Origin of the sequence: Ralstonia sp. UBA689 (assembly GCF_002298975.1) — a bacterium.
Lineage (GTDB): Bacteria > Pseudomonadota > Gammaproteobacteria > Burkholderiales > Burkholderiaceae > Ralstonia.
In genome coordinates this window covers 407738-430535 of the sequence record NZ_DBMV01000001.1, presented here as the reverse complement: position 1 = coordinate 430535, position 22798 = coordinate 407738, and the positions used below count along the sequence as shown (strand labels likewise).

Sequence of the window (22798 nt, the reverse complement as noted above, 5' to 3'; positions counted from 1 at the left end):
AGGTGCCTTACCGCTTGCTGATGACCTTGTCGATCAGGCCGTACTCCCTGGCCTGCTCGCTGCTCATGAAGTTGTCGCGGTCCGTGTCGCGGGCGATCTTGTCGACCGGTTGACCGGTCACGTCGGAGAGCACCGTGTTCAGACGCTCACGCAGGTACAGGATCTCGCGCGCCTGAATCTCGATGTCGGATGCCTGACCGCGTGCGCCGCCCAGCGGCTGGTGGATCATGATCCGCGAGTTCGGCAGCGCGAAACGCTTACCCTTCGCGCCGGCAGCTAGCAGGAATGCACCCATGCTGGCTGCCATGCCCATGCACAGCGTGGAGACATCCGGCTTCACGAACTGCATCGTGTCGTACATCGCCAAGCCAGCCGAGACCGAGCCGCCCGGCGAGTTGATGTACAGCGAGATGTCCTTGTCCGGGTTCTCGCTCTCCAGAAACAGCAACTGTGCCACCACGAGGTTGGCAGTCTGGTCGTTGACCTCGCCCACCATGAAAATCACTCGCTCCTTGAGCAGGCGCGAGTAGATATCGTAGGCGCGCTCGCCGCGGCCCGACTGCTCGACCACCATCGGCACCAAACCGAGCCCTTGCGTCTCGAGCGCAGAAGCCTGGGTGCGGGCGAGTTGGTCGATCAGTTCATTGCGGATCATGCGGTTCTCCGGTGCTTACTTCCGAAACTCAGTCGATTGAATCAGCCTTGCGCCGGAGCGGCGGTCAGCTCTTCAAACGACACGGCCTTGTCAGTGACCTTGGCCTTGTCGCACACAAAATTTACCACGTTGTTTTCGAGCACGTAGGCCTCCATCTCGGCCAGGCGCTGCTGATCTCCGTAGTACCAGCGGATGACTTCCTTCGGATCTTCGTAGCTCTTAGCGAACTCTTCGATCTCGGCCTTGATCTGCTCCGGCTTGGCTTCCAGGTTGTTGGCCTTGACGACTTCAGCCAGCACCAGACCCAACTTGACGCGACGCTCGGCCTGCTGCGCGAACATCTCGGCCGGAATCGGCATGTTCTTGGCATTCGGCATGCCACGGGCTTCGAGGTCACGACGGGCCATTTCGACCAGGCGCTCCTGGTCTTGCTCGACCAGCGACTTCGGCACGTCCAGCTCGGACACCTTCAGCAGCGCGTCCATGACCTGATCCTTGAGCAGCGCGTGCGTGCGGCGCTTGACTTCACGCTCAAGGTTTTCGCGGATGTCGGCGCGCATCTTGTCGAGGTTGCCGTCGGCGATGCCCAGCGATTGCGCGAAGGCTTCGTTGACTTCCGGCAGGTGCGCCCACTCGACTTGCTTGAGCGTGACGGTGAATTCAGCGGTCTTACCGGCCACGTCCTTGCCGTGGTAGTCCTCGGGGAAGGCCAGCGGGAACACCTTCGATTCGCCCTGCTTCAGGCCCAGCGTGGCTTGCTCGAACTCCGGCAGCATGCGGCCTTCGCCCAGCACGAAACCGAAGCCCTCTGCCTTGCCGCCGGCGAATTCCACGCCGTCGATCGTACCGACGAAGTCGACCGTCACGCGGTCGCCGTTCTGTGCGACGGCCGCGCCGCCGTCACCGTGCTCGCCAGCTTCGCCGCGCGTATGGTAGTGCACGCGCTGCTTGCGCAAGATGTCGATGGTCTTGTCGATCTCGGCGTCGGTGATTTCGGTCTTGGTGCGGGTCAGTTCCGCGTCGGCCAGATCGCCAAGCTTGACTTCCGGATACACCTCGAAGGTGGCGTCGAATGCGAACTGGTCGTCGGCCACGCCTTCGGTCTTCAGTTCGAAGCGCGGCTGACCAGCGACCTTCACGCCCTGCTCGCTGGTGATGTCGAAGAACTGGCGAGCAGCCTTGTCGAAGCGCACTTCGAGTTCAACCTGCTGGCCGTATTGCTTTTCAACCATCTTCATCGGCACCTTGCCCGGGCGGAAGCCGGACATCTTGACGGTCTTGGACAGACGCGCCAGACGGCTTTGCTTCTCTTGTTCCACTTCGGCCTTCGGGACGGCCAGGGTCACCTTGCGATCGAGTTTGCCGAGGTTTTCAATGACAGTCGACATGGTCGTAATTCCAGATTCAGATGAAAGTTGCGTCGAACGGCGCAGCGCCAGCAGCAGCCGTGGTTCAGAGTTCTTGGTCTTGCCGGGCTTGCAGGAATGCGACGCGAGGGCCGCCTGGGCGACACATCGGGCGCGTTCGGGCTGGCAAACGCAAAACGCATATTATGGCATGGAACGCTCGCCGGCCTCGCTTTTTTGGGGCGAAACGCTCGTAAAACTGTTTGAGTGGGACGTCAGTCGAGGGGATCCGCCGCTTCGGTTTCCGCAGGTGCCGCACCATGCCCGTGGCGCAATGCACGCAGAATGAAGCGACCGGGATCCAGCGCCGCCGCCAAGTCGGTTTCCAGCGGCAACGGCCCCCCGTCGATCTGCGCGGCCAGTAGTTCTGCGCCCAGCACCGACCATGTGAGGCCACGCGAGCCGTACGCAAGTGCGGCATACAGCCCAGGCACACGCGGCAAGTGAGCATGCGGCCCACGCAGCCGGAAACCGGGCGTCATGGCTGCCGCCTCATCCGCTACCGCGCCGATCAGCGGCAAGCGATTGGCCGACACACATCGCACTCCGACGTACCCATGCAGTTGAGCCGGGTCCAACCGCGCCAGTGCAGCCAACTGTTGCGGTTGCAACTTTGCCAGCCGCCGTAGGTTGGCCGCGTGATCTGCGGGACGCTCGGCCATATCAGATTCTCCGGGTTGAAAGGAGGAACCAAAGCGTACGGACTGCGCGCCCGGCTCGACGGGTAGCAGATAGCCGTCGCCGCACACTACGGCCCCAGGCCAGGCGACACCCGGCTCCAGGCCAGCGACGGGCACATCCGTGAGTTGGCCGCGCACCGGTTTGAGCGATGCCGATGCCAGCGGTGCCAGACGTGCCGCATCCAGGCTGTTGGCTAGGACGACCACCGGCGCACTGGCGATCACGCCGCCGTGAGCGTCGAACGCTTGCCACTGACCGCCGTCTTGGCGCAACGATTCGACACGGGTATTCCAGCGCGTTTCGACCGCGCTGCCGGCAGCAGCAAGACTGGCTCGGCAGACATCGGGCGGCGCCACCCAACCCGCTTGTGCGAACCACCAGCCACCCTGGGGCACGCTGGCGCCAACCCGCTCGGCCGCCCGTGCGGCATCGAGCCAGTCGATGTAGTCCGCGGGATAGCCGAGTGCCTGCACGACGCGCTGCTGCTCGATGGCATCGTCGGCGTGTTCGGCAAGCTGGAGCACGCCGGTCGGCTGGAAGCCGGTGGCAAAGCCCGCGCGATCGAGCGCATCCCAATGCCGGCGCGCCAGCAGATTGCCGGCACGGGACAGACGCGAGAGCACGCTGTCGTCGATGGACACATGTGGATGCATGGCCGCCGCACGGTGCGCCGACGTGCCGCCCGCCGGACCGTCGTTCGCGTCGATGAGCGTGATGCGCCAGCCCCGCGCGGCAAGCCGTTCCGCGACGGAGCATCCCGCCAGTCCGGCACCTAGGACGATCGCGTGGCGATCACTCCAGACTGGCGCTTCGGCCGGACCGCGTCGCGTACGCCAATGGGTCGGGAATTGCGCGATGGTCATATCGCGTTTGGTGCCGAAGCCGGATGCCTTGCGTGCCTCGAAGCCAGCCTCTTGCAAACCTCGTCGAACAAAACCGGCTGCCGTGTACGTTGCCAACGTGGCACCGGCACGGGCCACGCGCGCGAGCTGCCTGAACACGCGCGGCTGCCAAAGGTCGGGGTTCTTCGCGGGCGAGAAACCGTCCAGATAGAACGCATCGGCCGCGCAGGACAATTGCGGCAGCATCTCCATGACGTCGCCAAAGAGCAGCGTGAGCGTAACGCGCCCGCCTTCGAACGCCAGGCGATGCACGCCGGGCACAGGAACTGGCCACGACTGGCGCAGCGCCTCAGCCAACGGTGCAAGTACGCCGCCTTTCGGATGCACGGCCAACAGCCCTGCGCGGTCGAACGGATGCTTTTCGACGGACACGAAATCGAGCCGCGCACAGCGCTGCGGATCTTCGCGCCAGACGGCCCACGTGGCCAGGAAGTTCAGGCCTTGGCCAAAGCCGGTCTCGACGACGGTGAAGGCGCCCTTGCTTTGCCACGCGCCAGGCAGGCCATTGCCGCCCAGAAACACGTGCTGCGCCTGCGCCAGACCACCTTCGGTGCTGTGGTAGACGTCATCGTATTGCGCGGAGAACGGCGTGCCGTCCGGTGTGAGAAATGGCGTGGCAAGAACGAGGCCGCGGGGCATGGAACACCTGAGGAAGAAGCGACGGATTGTACCGTCGCGACCTCGTCAACCACTTGTTCAATCTCAATCAGACAAGTGGATAAGTGCTGGCAACCCACCCAGGCAGTTTTCAGCGAACCCCGGTCGCAAATGGATGCTCAAAGCGGGAGCGCCGAGAAATTGCAAATAGCGGCAAGACGCCCCTAAGCCGCATCGTCAGTCGAACGATGGCGCCAAGCCATCAGCGCAATCGCCAGGGCGGCGACCGACAGACCGATCGCCAGCCCGGTCATCCTGCCCGCGCGGCGTGCCTCGTCGGCCTGATGGCGGGCCTCGATGGCCTGGCGTACGGTTTCCCAGAACGCCTCGCGATGCTCGTTCTCGTCAAAGATGGACATGGCACGCCTCCCCGTCGTGTGGCTAGCCTTGTCATCGTAGGGAATGTGCAGTGGGCTCGCCACCGCACGTTTCGCGTAGGAAGCCTGGACTCAGGAAGCGGTCACGGGCTTGCCGACCGGCACGGCGGGGGAACGAGCGGCATCGGCATCACCCTGCCCCAGGTCCATCGCGTCTGCGCGCTCGGCAGAGGACAGTTCATCGGCCCGATACCCGGTGCGGTTGAGCAGCACCAGCGTGCACGCCAGCGACACCACCGCATACAGCGCCGATGAGACCGCCACGCCCATGATGCTGCCCGTGCCATTCAGCACCCACTGCGCAAATACCGGCGTGCCACCGCCCACCACCAGCGAACACAACTGATACGCCAGCGACAACCCCGTATAGCGGATGCGCGTCGGGAACACCCGCGCCAGAATGCCACCGATGGCTCCGTAGAACATCGAATGCGGAATCGTCGCCAGGCACATGCCCGCCAGTGCAATCCAGTACACCTTGGTCTGGATGGCAAAGAACATCACCGGCATCAGCAGGAACTCCGGCAACACCATCAGGCAGATCGCGCGGCGCATGTCCATGCGCGAAACAAGCCATGCGCCCAGCGGCTGCGTGATGAACTGCACCACCAGCGCAATCGCGATGATGCCGAGGAAGGTATCCTGCGCGTAACCAAGCTCCTTGGTCGCCCACGACAGCGCGAAATTGCTCTTCAGATACGTCACGTGGATGAGCGGCAGCGTACCCGCGCCCAGCAGCACCAGGCCCCAGTGGTCGCGCACCACATCCTTGAGCGGCAGCTTGACGGTCTTCTTCTGTGCCAGCACGCGCTTCATGTCGTCTGACTCTTCCAGCCTCAGGCGGATGAGCATGCCGACAATCACCAGCACAGCCGACAGCAGAAACGGCACTCGCCAGCCCCACATCATGAACTGAGGCGTCGGCAGCGCGCTGAGCACAAAGAACACCATCGTCGCCAGCAGGTTTCCCGTGGGCGAGCCCTGCTGCGCAAACGCGGAATACAGGATGCTCTTGCGCTTGGGCGCGCTCTCGCTGGCGATCAGCACTGCCCCGCCCCACTCGCCGCCCACGGCGATGCCCTGGATCACGCGCAGCACCACCAGCCCCGCCGGCGCCCACACACCGATCTGCGCATAGCTCGGCAACAGGCCGATGCCCATCGTCGCCATCCCCATCATGATGAGCGTGATGATGAGCGTGGTCTTGCGGCCAATCTTGTCGCCCAGATGCCCGAAGAGGATCCCGCCGATGGGGCGTGCCGCAAAGCCGGCCCAGAGCGTTACGAACGACAACAGCGTGGCGATGCCCGGGTCCAGCGTCTTGGCAAAGAACACCTTGCCGAAGACGAGCGCGGCCGCCAGTCCGTAGATATAGAAGTCGTACCACTCGATCGTGGTACCGATGAACGCGGCAACCGCAGCACGGCGCGGCTGCAGGTTTGCGGCCTCGGTGGCCTGGGGCGCAGGCTGGTGTGACATGGTGGTCTCCTTGGTGGTGCAGCTTGGGTGGCGCGGCCTCTGTCGGACCGTCTACCTTGCTGTTTGCTGGGTCAGTTCATTTGAGGACGCCCGCCTCGAAGAGGCGCTGCCTCGTTGGCGCGTCGATACCGAGCGAGGCCAGCACGGCATCGGTGTCGGCGCCGAGCGCGGGTGGCGCACTGCGATACGTGGCCGGCGTGCGCGAGAGTTTGATCGGCGAGCCCGTGCCGCGATAGTCATCCAGCTCGACCACCATCTTCCGGTGCAGCGTGTGCGGGTGACGTGCCACCACGTCGACGCTGAGCACGGGCCCGCAAGGCACGCCGCTGTGGATCAGGTCATGCGCAAGCACCTCACAATCGAAGCGCGCCAGTTGCGCCTCCAGCGCCTGCTTGAGTTCAGGCCGATGCGCGCAGCGGCTGCGGTTGTCGGCAAAGCGTGTGTCCTCTGCCAACTCCGGCGCGCCAATGTGCGCGCACAGCTTGGCGAACTGACGGTCGTTGCCCACCGCCAGGAAGATCGGCGCTGTGCCGGTCTGGTAGCTGTCGTACGGGGCGATGTTCGGATGCGCGTTGCCGCTGCGCTGCGGTACCTTACCCGAGCCGAAATAGTTGGGCAGATGCGGATGCAGCAACGACACGCCGCAGTCGTACAGCGCAATGTCGATCGACTGCCCGCGCCCGCTTTTCTCGCGCTCGGCCAGCGCCAGCAGGATGCCAGCCAGCGCGTTGAGCCCAGTCACCATGTCGACGATGGGCAAGCCCACGCGCATCGGGCCGCCATCGCGCTCACCATTCACGCTCATCAGGCCGGCCATGGCCTGGATGGCGGCATCGTAGCCGGGCAGCCCGCCAAGCGGGCCGTCCGGGCCGAAGCCTGAAACGGCACAGTGGATCAGGCGCGGAAAGCGCGGCTGCAGATCGCGCTCGAAATCCATGCTCCAGCGCGCCAGCGTGCCGGGCTTGAAGTTCTCGACCAGCACGTCGGCGTCTTCCAGCAATTGCCAGAGGACAGCACGACCCTCGCCGCACGACAGGTCAACCGAGATGCCGAGCTTGTTGCGGTTGACACCATTGAAGTACCACGCGTTGTCGCTCTCGTCGAACGGCGGGCCCCAGGTGCGAGTCTCGTCGCCAACGGGCGGTTCCAGCTTGATGACCTGCGCGCCGTGATCGGCCAGCGCTTGCGTGCAGTACGGACCGCCGAGCACGCGGCTCAGGTCGATGACCTTCAAGCCATGCAGCGCGCCGCTTACACCGATCGCCGCGCTCATTGCGCGTCCCCCGCCGGCAGCGCCTGCATGGCCAGCGCCAACGAAACTTCGCGGTGCTTGACGAGGGTATCGAAGAGCAACGCGTCGTCGACTTCTGACAGGGCCAGCGGATCGACTGGCAGCAGCTTGTGACGCAGCACAAGGTGAGCCAGCGCAAGGCGTCGGTGATCCGGCGCCAGGCGCACACCCTCCACCGCCATGAAGATCGCCGTGGCGATGTGGTAGAGCGCAGAGCCAGCCTGCCGCACGAGCTGGTCGTTGCCAGCTTCGGCCACTTTGGCCATGGCACCGCAAACACGGTCGAGCGTGGCGCGCAACAGCACATCGCTCTGCGCCGGTAGCGTGACACCATTCAGCAAGCCAAGCAGATACGCGCGCAGCGGCTCCAGCGCCTCTTCGCGCTTGACTGCCCGCGCGATGTCCAGCGCAACGATATTGCTGGTGCCCTCCCAAATCGAGCCGAGATGCGCGTCGCGCACCAGGCGGGCGTCGCTCCACTCCTCGATGTAGCCGGTGCCGCCGCGTACTTCCATGGCGTCGCCAGTCACCCGGCGCGCATCGCGGCAGGCGCGGAACTTGATGAGCGGTGTCAGGATGCGCACGCATTTGGCGGCCTGCGCGTCGCCGGCATCGGCCAGCGGCAACAGTTGCGCGATCTGCATGAACATCGAGCGCGCCTGCTCGGTCGGCAGCAGCATCTTCAGGAGCTGGCGCTGCATCAGCGGCATGTCGATCAGCTTGCGGCCGAAAGCCTCGCGGTTGCGGGCGATGTGCAGCGCCTCGGTGGTGGCGCGGCGCATCAGGCCGGCGGCGCGCACACCATTCGACAGACGCGACATGTTGATCATGTCGGCCATCTGGTGGAAGCCTCGGCCAATCTCGCCAATCAGGTAGGCGGTGGCGCCTTCGAGCACGATCTCGCCGCTGGCCATCGAGCGACTGCCGAGCTTGTCTTTCAGGCGGATGATGCGGTAATGGTTGCGCGAACCATCAAGCAACGTCTTGGGCAACAGGAATAGCGCCAGGCCATTGATGCCAGACGGCGCACCGTCCGGATGGGCCAGCACCATGGCAAGATCGGCGTCGGCATTGGAGCAGAACCATTTGTCGCCATACAGGCGCCACGTCTGCGTGCCGTCGGGCGCGGTCTCCTGCACGGCGCGCGTGGCAATGCGAGCGACGTCCGAACCAGCAGCCTGTTCGGTCATGAACATCGCGCCCTGATACAGCTCGTTGAAATCGCGCGAAGCCAACATCGGCAGGTAACGCGCCACCAGCGCCGGGTCGCCAAACTTGCGCAGCGTGCGCGTGAGCGAATCGGTCATGCTGACCGGGCAGCACAGGCCGAACTCCGCCTGCACGAACAGATACGTGAGCGCGTATTTGACCAGCGGCGGCGGCGCGTTGCCCACGTGGCTCATCGACGCGAGCCCCAGCTCAGCATAGGCTACGCGTTCGAGGGCAACGTAGTCGGGGTGCTTGTCGATGGTTTGCAGCGCCTCGCCACGGCGCGTGCGGTGACGCAGTTGCGGCGGATTGTGATCGGCGCTAATGGCCCAGTCGTCGAGTTCGTCTGAAGCGCGCTGGCCGAGTGATTCGAGCTGCGGCTCCAGCCCACGGTACTGCGCATCGCCAAGGTACAGCCGCAACAGGCGTGCGAGATCGGGATCGACGTGGAAGAAATTGATGCCCCGGCTGTCGGGGATGTTCTGGTGGCCAATCAATGGCTCGCGGGCGATGTCGTTCATACGCGGGTTGCCTCGCTGTCTCCTGTGTTGTCCGGCCAGCATAGGAATGCCATCGATAATCGTCCAATACAGGTTTTGTCCTGTACGATAAATAGTTCTTATCGTTGAACGAGACCGCCATGGACTTGAAGCAACTGCGCTATTTCGTCGCCGTGGCGGAGGAACTGCACTTCGGGCGCGCGGCGCAGCGGCTGTTCATCTCGCAGCCCGCGCTGAGCTTCGACATCCGCAGGTTTGAGGAGCAGTTGGGCGTACAGCTATTGGCGCGCACCAACAAGAGCGTCACGCTTACCAACGCCGGCCAGGTGCTGCTGGACGAGGCGCGCAAGCTATTGCAGCAAGCTGCCGAGGTCGAACGCGTGACGCTGCGCTCCGCGCATGGCCTGGCCGGGCGGATGCGCGTCGGCTTTGTCAATTCGATGCTGTATCGCGGCCTGCCACGCGCCATAGAACGCTTCGAGGCCGATCACCCCGCCGTGGAAATCGTCCTCAAGGAGATGAACACCGGTGAGCAGATCCAGGCCATCCAACGGCAGCAGATCGATCTGGGTTGCGCGTATTGGGGCAGCTTCCCGGCGGAAGTCGTTTCCGCGCCGATCTTTTCCGAGCCCTTTGTCTGCTGCCTGCCGGCCGGGCACACGCTGGCTCGCCGCAAACATCTCGACCTGAGCGCGTTGGCGCAGGAACCGTTCATCCTCTTCCCTCGCACGGTATCGCCGCACTATCACGACCTGATCATCGCGCTATGCGTGGACGCCGGCTTCAGCCCGGTGATCCGCCACGAGGCGCGGCTGTGGCAGACGGTGGTGACGATGGTGGGGTTCGGGATGGGCGTGGCGTTGGTGCCGAAGACGCTGCAGCACGCGGGCGATGTGCGTGTCAGCTTTGTGCCGCTGGCGGGTGGAAAGAAGGAATCACCCGTGTTGTCGTTGCGGCGTGCGGGCGATACCGAACCGGTGACCGGGCGCTTCCTGGAATATCTGGAGGCAACGGCGCGGGAAAGCGCGCCGCGATAACCCTGTGCAGGGTCAGGGCGAGACCAGCTTGAAGCGCGTCAGGCAGACGTGCTTCTGCTGCTTGTCACGCGGCAGCGGTACGGCATCGGTCTTGCCATACGGCTCGCCGGTCTGCACGTCGAGCTCGTCCTTGTAGCTGCCCTTCACGTACTGCGTGTCGCACTGGTCGTACTTGTTGCAGACCTGGAGCTTGGTGCAGATGGCCTGCCCGTCGCGTTCATAGATGTAGTACGTAGCGCCAGAGTATGGCGGGCGTGGGTAGTTCTCCGTGCGTACCGTGGTCTCGGCGGCGTGGAGGTGGCCAGTTGCCAATGAGAGCGTGAGTGCGGCAAGTGCCTTGTACATGGAAAGGTCCCCCTCAGGGTTGAACGCGAATAGACAGATGCGATGCGCATTGTGCATGGGATTCGCGCCCAGGCAAGTGCTTAATCCGGAGGGCGCCACCTCACAACGTCTTGCTCAGGAAAACCCGGCTCGTACCAGGCGGATCGCATGGAACTTCTCCGAACGCCGTCCACCCGTTGCGCTTATAGAACTCCGGCGCCTGGAAACTGATCGTGTAGACCACCGCTGAGCGGCAGCCACGGCAGCGCCCTTCTTCTTCGAACCGGCGCAGCACCTCTGTTCCGATACCCATGCCTCGCAGCGTACCGGGCAGATAGAACAGGTCGAGAAACAGCAGCCCCAGCGAGGTACGCCCGCTTGCTCCGCCGACGATTTCCCCGCTCTGCGGGTCCCGAACCAGCACCGCCAATGGCTGCCGGTCAGCATAGCCGACGTGGGCATCGTTGAAGCGGTCCAGCCCGTCGCTAATAATCTTGACTGCGTGATGATCGGCGGTGTCTGTGACGATGATTTCTGGGGTCTGCACAAAGCCCTCCTATTGGCGTGCCGCAAGAAAACTGTACGAACGCGCAGCATTTGACGCGCTCTCGACGACAACGACAAGGCCGCGACATGCCACGCCGTTGCGGCAGCACGAAGCGAAGGCAATGCAAAAGAATGCTGGGAAACCTCAGAATGAGGCAGTTGGTGCGAGGGAGGGGACTCGAACCCCTACACCATTGCTGGCGTCAGGACCTAAACCTGGTGCGTCTACCAATTTCGCCACCCTCGCCGGATGGAACGCGGTGCACCGTACGGCGCACCGAAAAGGAAGCCCGCGATTATATCGCAGTCGCTCGAGGGTTTCCATCCCCCGCCCCGGCTCGGCACGGTGTAGGGATTCGAGTCCGCTCCCTTGCACCGCTCCGGCTAGGGCGGCGTGCGCGAGCTGCGAACGTCAGGCCGTTGGCGCAGAAGCCTCAGCCTCAGGCCGCTTGACACGGAACCACGCCGCATACAGCGCCGGCAGGAACAGCAGCGTCAGCACCGTGGCGATGATCAGGCCACCCATGATGGCCGCGGCCATCGGGCCCCAGAACACACTGCGCGACAGCGGAATCATCGCCAGCACCGCCGCTGCAGCCGTCAGGATGATGGGGCGGAAACGCCGCACAGCCGCCTCGACGATCGCCGTCCAGGTCGGCACGCCGGCCGCCACGTCCTGCTCGATCTGGTCGACCAGAATGACCGAGTTGCGGATGATCATGCCAATCAGCGCCGTGATGCCGAGCTGCGCCACAAAGCCCATCGGCGCGCGCAACAGCAGCAGCGTGGCCGCAGCCCCAATCAGACCCAGCGGCCCCGTCAGGAACACCATCACGGAGCGTGAAAAGCTGTGCAGTTGGAGCATCAGCAACAAGAAAATGATGAAGATGCACAGCGGCATCTGCGCGGCAATCGATGCACCTGCGTTGGCGCTCTCTTCTTCCGCGCCGGCGATCCTGATCTGGTAGTCCGGCGGCAAATCGGCGCGGATCTTGTCGAGCAGCGGGTTGATCTGCGCCGTCACCGTCGGGCCCTGCACGCCGTCAACCACGTCGGACTGCACGGTGATGCCGTAGTCGCGGTTCTCGCGCCAGATCACGCCCGGCTCCCATGCAAAGCCAACACGCGCCACCTGCGTGAGCGGCACGACGCGTCCACTGGCGGTCGGCACTTGCACCTTCTGCAGCGCATCGAGCGTGTTGCGCTCGTCTTCCTGCGGGCGCATGACGATGTCGAGCAGCTTGTCGCCGTCGCGATACTGGGCGATGGGCGAGCCGGACATCACCGTCTGCGTGACCTGCGAGATCGAACCAGTCGATACGCCCAACGCGCGCGCCTTGTCCTGGTCGATGTCCAGGCGCAGCACCTTGACGTTCTCGTTCCAGTTGTCGTTCACGCCCACGGTGTTGGGGTTGGCCTGCATGATGGCCTTGACCTGATCGGCAATCTTGCGCACGCCGCCAATGTCCGGCCCCATCACGCGGAACTGCACCGGATACGGCACGGGCGGCCCGTTAGGCAGAAGCTTCACGCGGCCGCGCAGATGTGGGAATTGCGACTTGAGTAGACCGATGATGTCTTGCCGCACGCCTTCACGCGCCTCCAGCGAAGCAGGCATCACGATGGCCTGAGCCACGTTGGTCTGCGGCAGAATCTGGTCCAGCGGCAGGTAGAAGCGCGGCGCGCCGGAACCGATGAACAGCGTGACGCTGTCGACCTTCTGTTCCTTGCGCATCAGCGCTTCAAAGCGCTTGGCCTCGGCTTCGGTCTGGCTAAAGCTGGAGCCTTCCGGCAACCACAGTTCCACCATCAGCTCGGGGCGACTGGAGTCGGGGAAGAACTGCTTCTCCACATACTTGAAGCCGAACACGCCGAGCGCAAAGGCCGCCAGCGTGATGACGATCACCGTCTTGCGGTACTCCACGCACCAGTTCACCCAGCCGCGGAAGCGGTTATAGAACGGCGTGTCGAACAGTTCATGATGGCCGCCGTCGCCCACGTGCGACTTGGTCCGCAACAGCAGGAAACCGAGGTAGGGCACGAACACCACGGCCGCAAACCACGACAGCACGAGCGCCAGCGCCGTCACTGCAAAGATGCCGAAGGTGTATTCACCCACCGTGGAGCGCGCCAGCCCCACCGGCAAGAAACCCGTGGCCGTGATGAGCGTGCCGGTCAGCATCGGCATGGCGGTGGAGGTGTAGGCAAAGGTGGCCGCCTCCATCTTGGAGAAGCCCTCCTCCAGCTTGCGCACCATCATCTCGACCGCGATGATCGCGTCGTCCACCAGCAGACCCAGCGCGATGATCAACGCGCCGAGCGAAATCTTGTGCAGGCCGATGTCGAAGATGCTCATGAACAGGAACGTCACCGCCAGCACCAGCGGAATCGTCAGGCCCACCACCAGCCCTGGCCACACATCAATGCGCAGGCGCGGCTTGGTATGCAGGCCCAGCGACAGGAAGCTCACGCCCAGCACGATCACCACCGCCTCGATCAGCACGTGCACAAATTCGCCCACCGAACTCTGCACCGATTTCGGCTGGTTCTGCACCTGCTCCATCTCGATGCCCACCGGCAGCTTGGCGCGAATCTTGTCGACCGTGGCGCGCAAGTCCTTACCGAGCTGGATGATGTCGCCGCCCTTGGTCATCGAGATGCCCAGACCGATGACTTCCTTGCCGTTGAAGCGCATCTTGGCGTGCGGCGGGTCGATGTAGCCGTGCTTGACGGTGGCGATGTCGCCCAGGCGGATGTTGGTCGTGCCGCCGGGGCCGCGCAGCGTCAGGTTCTCCAGATCGCGAATATCCGAGAACTGGCCCGACAGGCGAATCTGCACGTTGTCGGTGGGCGTCACCAGCACGCCGCTCGGGCCGATGTTGTTCTGCTGGCCGATCTGCGTGGCGATGCTGTTGATATCCAGCCCCATCTGCGCGAGCTTGGCCTGCTGGAACTCGATGTAGATCTTCTCGTCCTGATCGCCCAGCAGTTCGACCTTGGCGACGTTGGGCACACGCAGCAACTGCTGACGGATCGCATCGGCGTAGTCGTTGAGCTGACGGTACGTGAAGCCATCGGCGGACAGCGCATAGATCGAGCCGTACACGTCGCCGAAATCATCATTGAAGTACGGCCCGCGCACGCCCTGCGGCAGCGTGGGCGCGATGTCCCCCACCTTCTTGCGCACCGTGTACCAGAGCTGCTGCGTTTCCTTGGCGGGCGACGTGTCGGCCAACTGGAAGGTGACGAGCGTTTCGCCAGGCTTGGAGTAGCTGCGTATCTTCCAGGCGTACGGCACTTCCTGCAGCGCCTTCTCGATCTTGTCGGTCACCTGGCGCGACATCTGCTCGGCCGTGGCGCCAGGCCAGAAGGCCTGCACGACCATCGCGCGGAAGGTGAAGGGCGGATCTTCATCCTGCCCCAGCTTGGAATACGCAAAGATGCCGCCGAGCAGCAGCGCGACCAGCAGGAAGCGGGTCAGCGGCTGGTGTTCGAGCGCCCAGCGTGACAGGTTGAAACGGGAATGTTCCATACGCGCGAAGGTTGGCGTGTTGGGGCGGGGGCCGGGTGTGGCTTACCGGCGTGGTGTGATGGCGGATTGCGCCGACGGTTGATCCGCCGGGGCCATCGGCATCACCTTCTGACCAGCCTTGAGCAGATGCACACCGGCCGTGACGATGGCTTGGCCCGGCTGGAGCCCGCTGGTGACCAGGAGCACGTCGCCGCGCGGCTCGCCCACCGTCACCGGCACCGGCTTGACCGTCTGCGAGCCGGCGTCATACAGCCACACCACGTTCTTGCCTTGCTCCTGCAGCAGCGCAGTCAGTGGCACGCGAACGCCCATGCCACCGCTGTCCGCACCGCCGCCTGGGCGCAAGAAAGTCGCCACCGCCGTCATGCCGAGCCTCAGATCGGGCGGCGGGTTGGGGATGGATAGCTTCACGGTATACGTGCGCGTGAGCGGGTCCGCTGCCGGCGCAATCTCGCGTACCTTGCCCGGAATGCTGCGCGACTGATCGGCCCACAGCTTGACGCTTACCTCAGGCGATTTGCGCAGTGCGTCCACCTGATCTTCGGGAATGCCGATCACGACTTCCTTCTCGGCCGTCTGTGCCACGCGCACGACCGGCTGACCTGCGGACACCACCTGCCCGACTTCCGCATCGACACCCGTCACCACGCCATCCGCATCGGCTTCGAGCGTGGCGTAGGCGGCCTGATTGGCTTGGTTGCGATAGCCAGCAGTCGCTTGCTCGTAACGGGCCTGGGCAGCGTCATAGTTGGCCTGATGGCGCTGCTGCTCCGCCGCGCTGATGAAGCCCTTGGCAAAGAGTTCGGAAAAACGTTTGAGATCGGCGGCAGCCAGATCGCGGTCGGTCTTGGCCGCCGACAACTGGGCTTGGGCCGACTGCTGCGCGAGCGCCAAGTCAGTCGGGTCCAGTCGCGCGAGCACCTGGCCCTTTTTGACCGTCGCCCCCACATCTACCAACCGCGCGATGATCTTGCCCGGCACGCGGAAGCCCAGACGCGATTCGATGCGCGGGCGTACATCGCCGGAGAATTCGACGGTGCCGGCAGCCTGCTCGCTCGTTACCGTCATGATGCGCACAGGGCGCACTTCGGGGGCTTTGGGTTGCTCCTTGCTGCAACCGGTCAGGAGGACGGCGCCGCTCAGCAGGAGCACCGATGCCGTCATGGAGAAGGAGCGCCTGCGCGACAGGAAACGCGTGTCGGAGGAACCGGGGGAGTCGGAATGCAGGTACGACAGGCACATCGCAGGCATGACACGCTCTCAGTAAATAACTGACCGGTCAGTAATATACCCACGGCAATGCGCAGGGTCAACGACGCGGTCGTATCTGATTGACTTTTCTGGCCGAGCGCCCTGTAACGGCATGCTGCACCGCAACGCCATGTAGAATGGCCGCCCCGTTTCAATCCGCATCCCGACGGCCTTCCCGTGACCCTCGACGACTACTGCGCCGACAAGGCCGCTCCGCCCGGCAGCGACCTGTACTACAGCGTATTGTTTCTGGCGCCCGAGCGCCGTCGCGCGACCATCGCGCTGGAAGCCGTACGCCGCGAGCTGGAAGACGCCGTGCGCGACGCGACCGACCCGACGGTTGTGCAATCAAAGCTGCAATGGTGGCGCCAGGAACTGGCGCGACTGTTCGAGGGGCGCCCCGACCATCCCGCCACCAAGGCGCTGCAGCCGCATCTGGCAGCCTACGACATCGGCGCTGTGCACTTGGGTGAATTGCTGGCCGGCGTCGAAGCCGACGCCATGCAGAACCGCTATCTGGATTGGCCCAACCTGCGCCGCCACGGCGATCAGGTGGCGGGCGTGGCAGGCCGTCTAGCTGCCCGCATTGCCGGACACACGCATGCCCGCACGCTGGAGTTCGCCCGCCAGCTATCGCTGGCTGAACAGCTCGTCCACTTCGTCCGCAACCTGGGCGAAGACGTGCGCCACAACCGCGTCTACATCCCCGTGGATGAACTGCAGCGCTTCAACGTGCCGGCCGCTGACCTGTTCAACCGCCGCTATGCCGAAGGCTTCAAACCGCTGATGGCTTTCCAGGCCGAGCGCGCCCGCGCGACATACAAAGAAGCGCTGGCCGCCCTGCCCGCCGAAGACCGCCGCGCCCAGCGCCCGACGCTGATCCGCGGCGTGTTGGCCATGCGCCTGCTCGACGAAGTGGAGGCCGACGGCTTCCAGGTGCTCACGCAGCGCACCGACCTCACGCCGCTGCGCAAGCTGTGGCTTGCGTGGCGAACGCAAATCGTACAGATCAGGTCTTGATAAGGTCCAGCGGTGCAAACCGACCGGCAAGCACCGCCTGCGAATCCATTCCCCACCAGCGCTCAAGCACCGCCGCGTAGAGCGATCGGAAATCGACCGACGGGTCGAGATTGCCGCCGCCATCCAGGCGTTCCAGCACCGGCCCCTGGCCGGCCAGCCCGCCCTTTACACGGCCGCCCGCCACGAAATGCGCGGAGGCTGTGCCGTGGTCCGTACCATTGTTCAGGTTCTCGCGCGGGCGGCGGCCAAATTCGGAGTACGTGACGATCAGCGTGTCGTTCCAGCGGCCCAATTCCGTGAGCGCGCGCTTCAGCGACGCAATGCCCTCGCCCAGTTGACGCAGCAGATTCGCCTGCGTGCCCTGCTGGTTGGTGTGCGTATCGAAACTGCCCAGCGACAGGCACACCACGGCCACATCTGCGCCGCCGTGACCGGGCGCGGCCACCACTTGCATCGCGGCCTTGATCGAATTGCCGAAGCCGCCGTCCGGAAAGCGCGTCTGGAATGCGAACTTGCCCGCCTTCGGACGCAGCCCATCAGCGGCCTTGACGATGTCCGCCTCGACCTTGAGCACATGCTCCAGCGTGGCATTGCCGAGCGCGTGAGACGGCATGGCCAGCTTGGCCTCGTTGAGGAAGGCGTCGGGGTTGGCCAGCGCCACCGCGCGCGCGCCACCGTCCAGCGGACCGAGGTCTGCCGTACCGATGATCACGCCGTCGGCCCCAAACGATGCCGGCACCGGACGCGCTGCAAACGTGCGGGTCAGCCAGCCCTCGCGCAGATACTGGTCGGAGCGCGACGCCGTATCCCAGATCTCGATCGAGCGGAAGTGCGACAGGTTCGGCTGCGGATACGACAGCCCCTGCACCACCGACAGCTCGCCCGCCTGCCACAGCGGCATCATCGCCTGCAAAGACGGATGCAAGCCGTAGCGGTCATCCAGTTGCAGCACCTGCTCACGCTTGATGGCAATGCGCGGGCGCAGCGCGTAGTACTGTGCGCTGGTGTACGGCACGACGGTATTCAAGCCGTCGTTGCCACCCTTCAGTTCGATGAGGATAAGCAGGTTGCCGTAGCCCTTGCGTTTGTCCTGTCCTTGCGCAAAGACGATGCCCGGGAGCCCCGATGCGGCGCCACCCATGCCGAGCATGGCGCCTGCCTTGAGAAAATCACGACGTTCCATGATGTGTGCTCCAGCAGAGGTGGCGTTACTTCAGTTGATAAGCCGGGTCCATCATCAGCGTGCGCAGGTACGCCGTACCGGCCAGCTTGACGGGAATGGGCGCTGTCGGCTCGATCGGCAGCACGGCGCGCTGGATCGAGATGCGCGGCCCGAGTTGCGGCGGGTCATCCGCCTCCGCCCCGAATTGCGCGAGCCACTTGGCCGAGTTGAACGACACCATTGTCTGCGCCTGCGCCAGCTTGAAGCGGCCTTCCTGGCCCATGCCCTTGAGCGCTTGGCCCAGGCCCTGCACCGTGCCACCCTGCTTCAGGTCTTCGCGCATGGCGGCCATCATCACGCCGGGCTTCTGCTGCTGAGCCTGCTGTGCCGGCGGCTTCATCTCTGTCGAACGGAATAGCTGATCGAGAAACTGCTTGCGCCCCAGCAATGTGGTCGAGTTAATCCACGCATCACCGCCCGGCCAGCCCTTCACGTTGGGCGGCGCCAGCAGGTTCTGCCCGAGCTGTGCAGACTTGATCGCAAACGGCGTCGGATCGGAATACTGCACGTTGAATTCCTTGAGCGTGCCGACGATCATCTCCACGGGCGATTTCACCAGCGTCGCGCGCGTCTGCGGTGCCCAGAACGTGGGCGTCATGAACAGTTCGCGCAGCGCGACCTTGATGTCGTAGCCGCTGGAGCGGAAGGCATCGGCCACGCGCTGCACCTGCACCACATCCGGGTCAGGCGAAACGAACTCGCGCCACAGCTTGGTCACGATGAAGGTGGCCGTCTCGGAGCATGAGAGCAGGATGTCGAGCATCTGGTCGCCGTCGTAATCCCCGCTCTGGCCGAATACGGTTTTTACGCCCGTATCGTGAATTTGCGGGCGCCAGATGTAAGCAAAGTCGTGCTCGCGATCGATGCTCCAGCCGGTGTAGGCACGCGCGGCTTCCTTGATGTCCTGCTCGGTGTAATGGCCCTCGCCCAGCGTGAAGAGCTCCATCACCTCGCGCGCGAAGTTCTCGTTGGGCTTGCCCTTACGGCTTTCGGCACCGTCGAGGTAGATCAGCATCGCCGGGTCTTTGCCGATGGCGTGCAGCATGGTGCCGAAGTTGCCTACGGCGTTCTGCCGCAGCAGCACGTTCTGCCGATACATCAACTGCGCGAACGGCACCTTCTGCGAGCTGGAGACAAAGTGGTTGTGCCAGAACAGCGTCATACGCTCGGTGAGCGGCGACGGCGTCTTGATCATCTCGCCCATCCACCAGGCGCGCAGTTCCAATTCATGCGCGCCATTCTTCTGGCGAGCGGCCTTGCGGGCGTCTTCGTCGGGCAGCTTGTTGTAGGGGATGATCGGCTCGTTCACCCAGGCCGGTGGCGGCTGAGTGGCAACGTTGCCCGTCTGGGCCAGCACGCGGTCGACGGCCTCGCGGTGCGTCAGCCCGGCATAGGCATCGAGTTCGCTCTCGGAGGGCGAGAAGCCGATGCGGGTGAGGAAATAGCGCGCGTCGTCGCGGTCCAGGCGCTGCTCGTCGGCAGCAGGCGCCAAGGCTCGCGTACTGTGGCGATGCGGCTTGTCCTGCGTCGCCGCCTGCGTGGGTTGAAGTGAAAGCACGCCGGCGGCTGCCAGCGCCAAGAAAATGATGGTGCCACGTACTCGCACGTCGGTCCCCCGAGTCGACCCTACTGCCCCTGCGGAGCTTTGCCGGGGCAGCGACTGCGCGCCGTTCCTCGGCCCCTACCTAGCCGCCACGGTGGTAGATGTCCCGCGTGACGTCATAGATGTTCTGACGCAACTGCTTGCGTTCCTCGGGTGACAGCTTGCGCTGCGGGGGTGGCGACGACCGGCCTTCGTTCTCGGCCCGGCGCTTCTCCATGGCGGCGGCGCGGCGGCGGCGTTCATCGCCTTCGTTGCCGCGCGCCTGGCCCTGATTCCCGCCCTTGTGCGGTGCCGCGGCCTCGAAGAAACCACCGCCGCTGAATCGGCTGAACCCGCCACCGTTGCCACCGAATGCGCCAGGCGGGGCGTTGTGCGGCCCGCGCGCCTGCGCCGAAAGGTGCACCAGAAAAAGGGCGGCAGCACACACCGTCAGCGCCAACCGCTGCCGGAAACTTACCGATCGATCCGTCAAAAGAGAGAGAGAAGCCACGTCCATGTTGCTGGAAACCGATGCGCCATGCATCATTGCGCGACAATCGATAACAGGCAACCGCATTGCACGCCAGTCCCCTTCGCGGGGGTCGACAATAGTTGACCCGACTCGCGGAACTGCCAAGGCAGTGTAGCCGCGCGTCCCACAGACTGTTCGCGCGCCTCGGTAAATAATGTAACCGTCTGTTTCAATTAGGCTTTTGTTGCGCATCGAGCCCGTGTTTTTGCCGTTACCATTAGCGCCATGGAAAATTCCGGTCAAAAGATTCTTGTCGTCGACGACGATCCCCGCCTGCGCGATCTGCTGCGCCGCTACCTCGGGGAACAGGGCTTCACCGTGCTGGTGGCGGAAAACGCCACCGCCATGAACAAACTCTGGCTGCGCGAGCGCTTCGACCTGCTCGTGCTCGACCTGATGATGCCGGGGGAAGACGGCTTGTCGATCTGCCGCCGCCTGCGCGGCGCGAACGATCAGACGCCCATCATCATGCTCACCGCCAAGGGAGAAGACGTCGATCGCATTGTCGGCCTCGAAATGGGCGCCGACGACTACCTGCCCAAGCCTTTCAACCCGCGCGAACTGATCGCGCGCATCCACGCGGTGCTGCGCCGCCGCGGCCCGGCCGAGATTCCCGGCGCGCCGTCGGAAACGCCAGAAACCTTCGCTTTTGGCGATTTCGTGCTCAACCTGGCCACGCGCACGCTCAAGAAGAACGATGAAGAGATCACGCTTACGACGGGCGAATTCTCCGTACTCAAGGTGTTCGCGCGCCATCCGCGCCAACCCCTATCGCGCGAAAAGCTCATGGAAATGGCGCGCGGCCGCGAGTACGAAGTCTTCGACCGCAGCCTGGACGTGCAGATCTCGCGCCTGCGCAAGCTGATCGAACCCGACGCCAGCAACCCGCGTTTTATCCAGACGGTCTGGGGGTTGGGCTACGTGTTCATTCCCGACGGCGCCAAGTAAGGCGTCAAGCCAAACCTCCTCTTCCGCACCGACTTGCGCATCCCGCGTCCGGCCGCGCTGCGGCGTCTACTGATCAGTGTGTTCGGTTCGCTGTTCTGGCGAACCTTCATGCTGATCGCATTGCTCATCGCGATTTCGCTGGGCGTGTGGTTCCAGAGCTTCCGCATTTTCGAGCGCGAACCACGCGCGCAGCAGATCGCCATGCAGGTGGTCAGCGTGGTCAAGCTCACGCGGGCGGCGCTGCTGTATTCCGATCCCGCGCGGCGCCGCTTCCTGCTGCTCGACCTCGTGCAAAACGAAGGCATCAAGGTGTACCCGCGCGAAAAGGAAGACGAATACCGCGAGCCGCGCACCAATCCTTATCTGACGCAGCTCGTTCAACAGGAAATTCGCAACCGGCTGGGTGCCGATACGGTGATCGCCACGGCGGTCAACGACATCCCAGGTGTGTGGGTCAGCTTCCAGATCGAAGGCGACGACTACTGGGTCGCCATCAGCCCAGACCGCTTCGAACACGTGCCTGGGCTGCAATGGCTGTGGTGGTCGATGGCGGCACTGGTGCTGTCGGTACTGGGCGCAGCCTTCATCACCTCGCGCGTGAACCAGCCGCTCAAACGATTGGCCGACACGGCGCGCGCCATCAGCGCGGGTGACGACCCGAAGTCACTGCCCGAAGGCGGCGGTACTGAAGTGGCGCAGGCAAATCACAGCTTCAACCAAATGGTGCGCGACCTGAAGCAACTTGAAGCCGACCGCGCCGTCATGCTTGCCGGCATCTCGCACGACCTGCGCACGCCCCTCACGCGCCTGCGCCTGGAAACCGAGATGAGCCCCGTCGACGAGCAGACGCGCGAGTTGATGGTGGCCGATATCGAGCAGATGGATGCCATCATCGGCCAGTTCCTCGACTACGCGCGCCCCACCGGCGAGATGCTCGAAGCCGTCGACCTGACCGAGTTGGTGCGCGACACGGCCCCCGTCTACTCAGCGCACGGCGACATCGATCTGACGCTCAAGCTGGCGCCCGAGGCCGTCGCACACTGCAACCGCATGGAGACGCAGCGCATTCTCGACAACCTCATCGAGAACGCGCGCCGCTATGGCAAGACGCCCGGCACCAGTCGCGCAGAGATCACCGTCAGCACCACGCTGCAGAACAACGAAGTGGTGCTGTGCGTGGCCGACCGCGGTGTCGGAGTACCAAGCGACCAGCTCGTGCTGCTCACGCGCCCGTTCTACCGGCTGGAATCGGCCCGCAGCGAGGCCAAGGGCGCGGGGCTCGGCATGTCGATCGTCAATCGCATCTTGCAGCGCAGCGGCGGGCGGTTGACGCTCGAGAACCGCACGCCGCCGGAGACGGGGTTGGTGGTCAGTGCCTGCTATGCGCGGGCTTGATCTGGCACAGCCTGCACATCCCCCGTTTGGCACGGCTGTCATGCGAGGCCCGTAAGGTCGCGCAGGGTACGGCCGCTATGGCGCGCTTTGAGATTATCAATTAGCCGCTTGCGATTTCGTCGCCCATAATCCAGCCGCTAGGCTGCGCTTGCGCCGCGGCTATGTTTTTGTCTCTCCGCCCGTTGTCCCCCCTCGGCGAGCGGGTATTCGCAAGCCCCGCTGCTTCGCAAGTCCCGCCCCCAAAGCCCCGCA

18 protein-coding genes and 1 tRNA gene are annotated in these 22798 nt (G+C 64.3%); 4 read left to right on the top strand and 15 right to left on the bottom strand.

Features of this window, described 5'->3' with window-relative positions; all coding sequences use genetic code 11:
* Positions 1-7: 7 nt before the first annotated feature.
* From clpP to B4F51_RS02100, 7 genes are all read right to left on the bottom strand, one after another.
* Positions 8-655 carry an ATP-dependent Clp endopeptidase proteolytic subunit ClpP gene (gene clpP, locus B4F51_RS02130; RefSeq protein WP_296223434.1) on the bottom strand — a complete coding sequence of 216 codons (648 nt, stop codon included), beginning with the start codon at positions 653-655 and terminating at the stop codon, positions 8-10.
* A 41-nt stretch (positions 656-696) separates the two neighbouring features.
* Complete coding sequence (gene tig, locus B4F51_RS02125) at positions 697-2043, bottom strand: trigger factor (protein ID WP_296223433.1); 1347 nt, start codon at positions 2041-2043, stop codon at positions 697-699.
* Between the two features lie 233 nt (positions 2044-2276).
* Entirely contained in the window at positions 2277-4283 is a 2007-nt protein-coding gene (gene mnmC, locus B4F51_RS02120) for a bifunctional tRNA (5-methylaminomethyl-2-thiouridine)(34)-methyltransferase MnmD/FAD-dependent 5-carboxymethylaminomethyl-2-thiouridine(34) oxidoreductase MnmC (RefSeq protein WP_296223432.1), read from the bottom strand.
* A 182-nt stretch (positions 4284-4465) separates the two neighbouring features.
* A complete protein-coding gene (locus B4F51_RS02115; protein ID WP_296223431.1) occupies positions 4466-4660 on the bottom strand; it encodes a hypothetical protein in 195 nt (64 codons plus the stop codon).
* A 90-nt stretch (positions 4661-4750) separates the two neighbouring features.
* Positions 4751-6157 carry an MFS transporter gene (locus B4F51_RS02110; protein WP_296223430.1) on the bottom strand — a complete coding sequence of 469 codons (1407 nt, stop codon included), beginning with the start codon at positions 6155-6157 and terminating at the stop codon, positions 4751-4753.
* A 76-nt stretch (positions 6158-6233) separates the two neighbouring features.
* The gene (locus B4F51_RS02105; RefSeq protein WP_296223429.1) at positions 6234-7430 is read right to left on the bottom strand and encodes a CaiB/BaiF CoA transferase family protein; all 1197 of its coding nucleotides are present in this window, start codon (positions 7428-7430) and stop codon (positions 6234-6236) included.
* Positions 7427-9178, bottom strand: coding sequence for an acyl-CoA dehydrogenase family protein (locus B4F51_RS02100; RefSeq protein ID WP_296223428.1), 1752 nt, complete (start codon positions 9176-9178; stop codon positions 7427-7429). The genes B4F51_RS02105 and B4F51_RS02100 overlap by 4 nt, the downstream gene beginning before the upstream one ends.
* 119 nt (positions 9179-9297) lie before the next feature.
* Between B4F51_RS02100 and B4F51_RS02095 the strand changes: the two genes are divergently transcribed.
* Positions 9298-10194: a LysR family transcriptional regulator gene (locus B4F51_RS02095; protein ID WP_296223427.1), complete on the top strand. Its 897-nt coding sequence runs from the start codon at positions 9298-9300 to the stop codon at positions 10192-10194.
* Positions 10195-10206: 12 nt separating this feature from the next.
* Here the strand turns inward: B4F51_RS02095 and B4F51_RS02090 are convergent, their stop codons facing one another.
* The 5 genes from B4F51_RS02090 to B4F51_RS02070 all read right to left on the bottom strand — a co-directional run bounded on the left by B4F51_RS02090 (position 10207) and on the right by B4F51_RS02070 (position 15847).
* Positions 10207-10539, bottom strand: a complete 333-nt coding sequence (locus B4F51_RS02090; RefSeq protein WP_296223426.1) for a hypothetical protein — start codon at positions 10537-10539, stop codon at positions 10207-10209.
* Positions 10540-10639: 100 nt separating this feature from the next.
* Entirely contained in the window at positions 10640-11065 is a 426-nt protein-coding gene (locus B4F51_RS02085) for a GNAT family N-acetyltransferase (RefSeq protein WP_296223425.1), read from the bottom strand.
* A 159-nt stretch (positions 11066-11224) separates the two neighbouring features.
* Positions 11225-11311, bottom strand: a tRNA-Leu gene (locus B4F51_RS02080).
* A 165-nt stretch (positions 11312-11476) separates the two neighbouring features.
* Positions 11477-14596, bottom strand: a complete 3120-nt coding sequence (locus B4F51_RS02075) for an efflux RND transporter permease subunit (protein ID WP_296223424.1) — start codon at positions 14594-14596, stop codon at positions 11477-11479.
* Positions 14597-14638: 42 nt separating this feature from the next.
* Positions 14639-15847, bottom strand: coding sequence for an efflux RND transporter periplasmic adaptor subunit (locus B4F51_RS02070; protein ID WP_296223423.1), 1209 nt, complete (start codon positions 15845-15847; stop codon positions 14639-14641).
* A gap of 177 nt (positions 15848-16024) precedes the next feature.
* Between B4F51_RS02070 and hpnD the strand changes: the two genes are divergently transcribed.
* Complete coding sequence (gene hpnD, locus B4F51_RS02065; protein WP_296223422.1) at positions 16025-16867, top strand: presqualene diphosphate synthase HpnD; 843 nt, start codon at positions 16025-16027, stop codon at positions 16865-16867.
* On the opposite strand, the gene B4F51_RS02060 is transcribed toward hpnD, so the two are convergent.
* The 3 genes from B4F51_RS02060 to B4F51_RS02050 all read right to left on the bottom strand — a co-directional run bounded on the left by B4F51_RS02060 (position 16857) and on the right by B4F51_RS02050 (position 20218).
* Positions 16857-18050, bottom strand: a complete 1194-nt coding sequence (locus tag B4F51_RS02060) for a DUF1501 domain-containing protein (RefSeq protein ID WP_296223421.1) — start codon at positions 18048-18050, stop codon at positions 16857-16859. The two genes, hpnD and B4F51_RS02060, sit on opposite strands and share 11 nt — an antisense overlap.
* A gap of 25 nt (positions 18051-18075) precedes the next feature.
* Positions 18076-19695 carry a DUF1800 domain-containing protein gene (locus tag B4F51_RS02055; RefSeq protein WP_296223420.1) on the bottom strand — a complete coding sequence of 540 codons (1620 nt, stop codon included), beginning with the start codon at positions 19693-19695 and terminating at the stop codon, positions 18076-18078.
* 79 nt (positions 19696-19774) lie between these two features.
* On the bottom strand, positions 19775-20218 hold the full coding sequence (locus B4F51_RS02050; RefSeq protein ID WP_296223419.1) for a hypothetical protein: 444 nt from the start codon (positions 20216-20218) through the stop codon (positions 19775-19777).
* 210 nt (positions 20219-20428) lie between these two features.
* Between B4F51_RS02050 and ompR the strand changes: the two genes are divergently transcribed.
* A complete protein-coding gene (gene ompR / locus B4F51_RS02045; protein WP_004627064.1) occupies positions 20429-21151 on the top strand; it encodes a two-component system response regulator OmpR in 723 nt (240 codons plus the stop codon).
* Between the two features lie 33 nt (positions 21152-21184).
* Complete coding sequence (locus B4F51_RS02040) at positions 21185-22546, top strand: ATP-binding protein (protein ID WP_296223418.1); 1362 nt, start codon at positions 21185-21187, stop codon at positions 22544-22546.
* Positions 22547-22798: the final 252 nt, after the last annotated feature.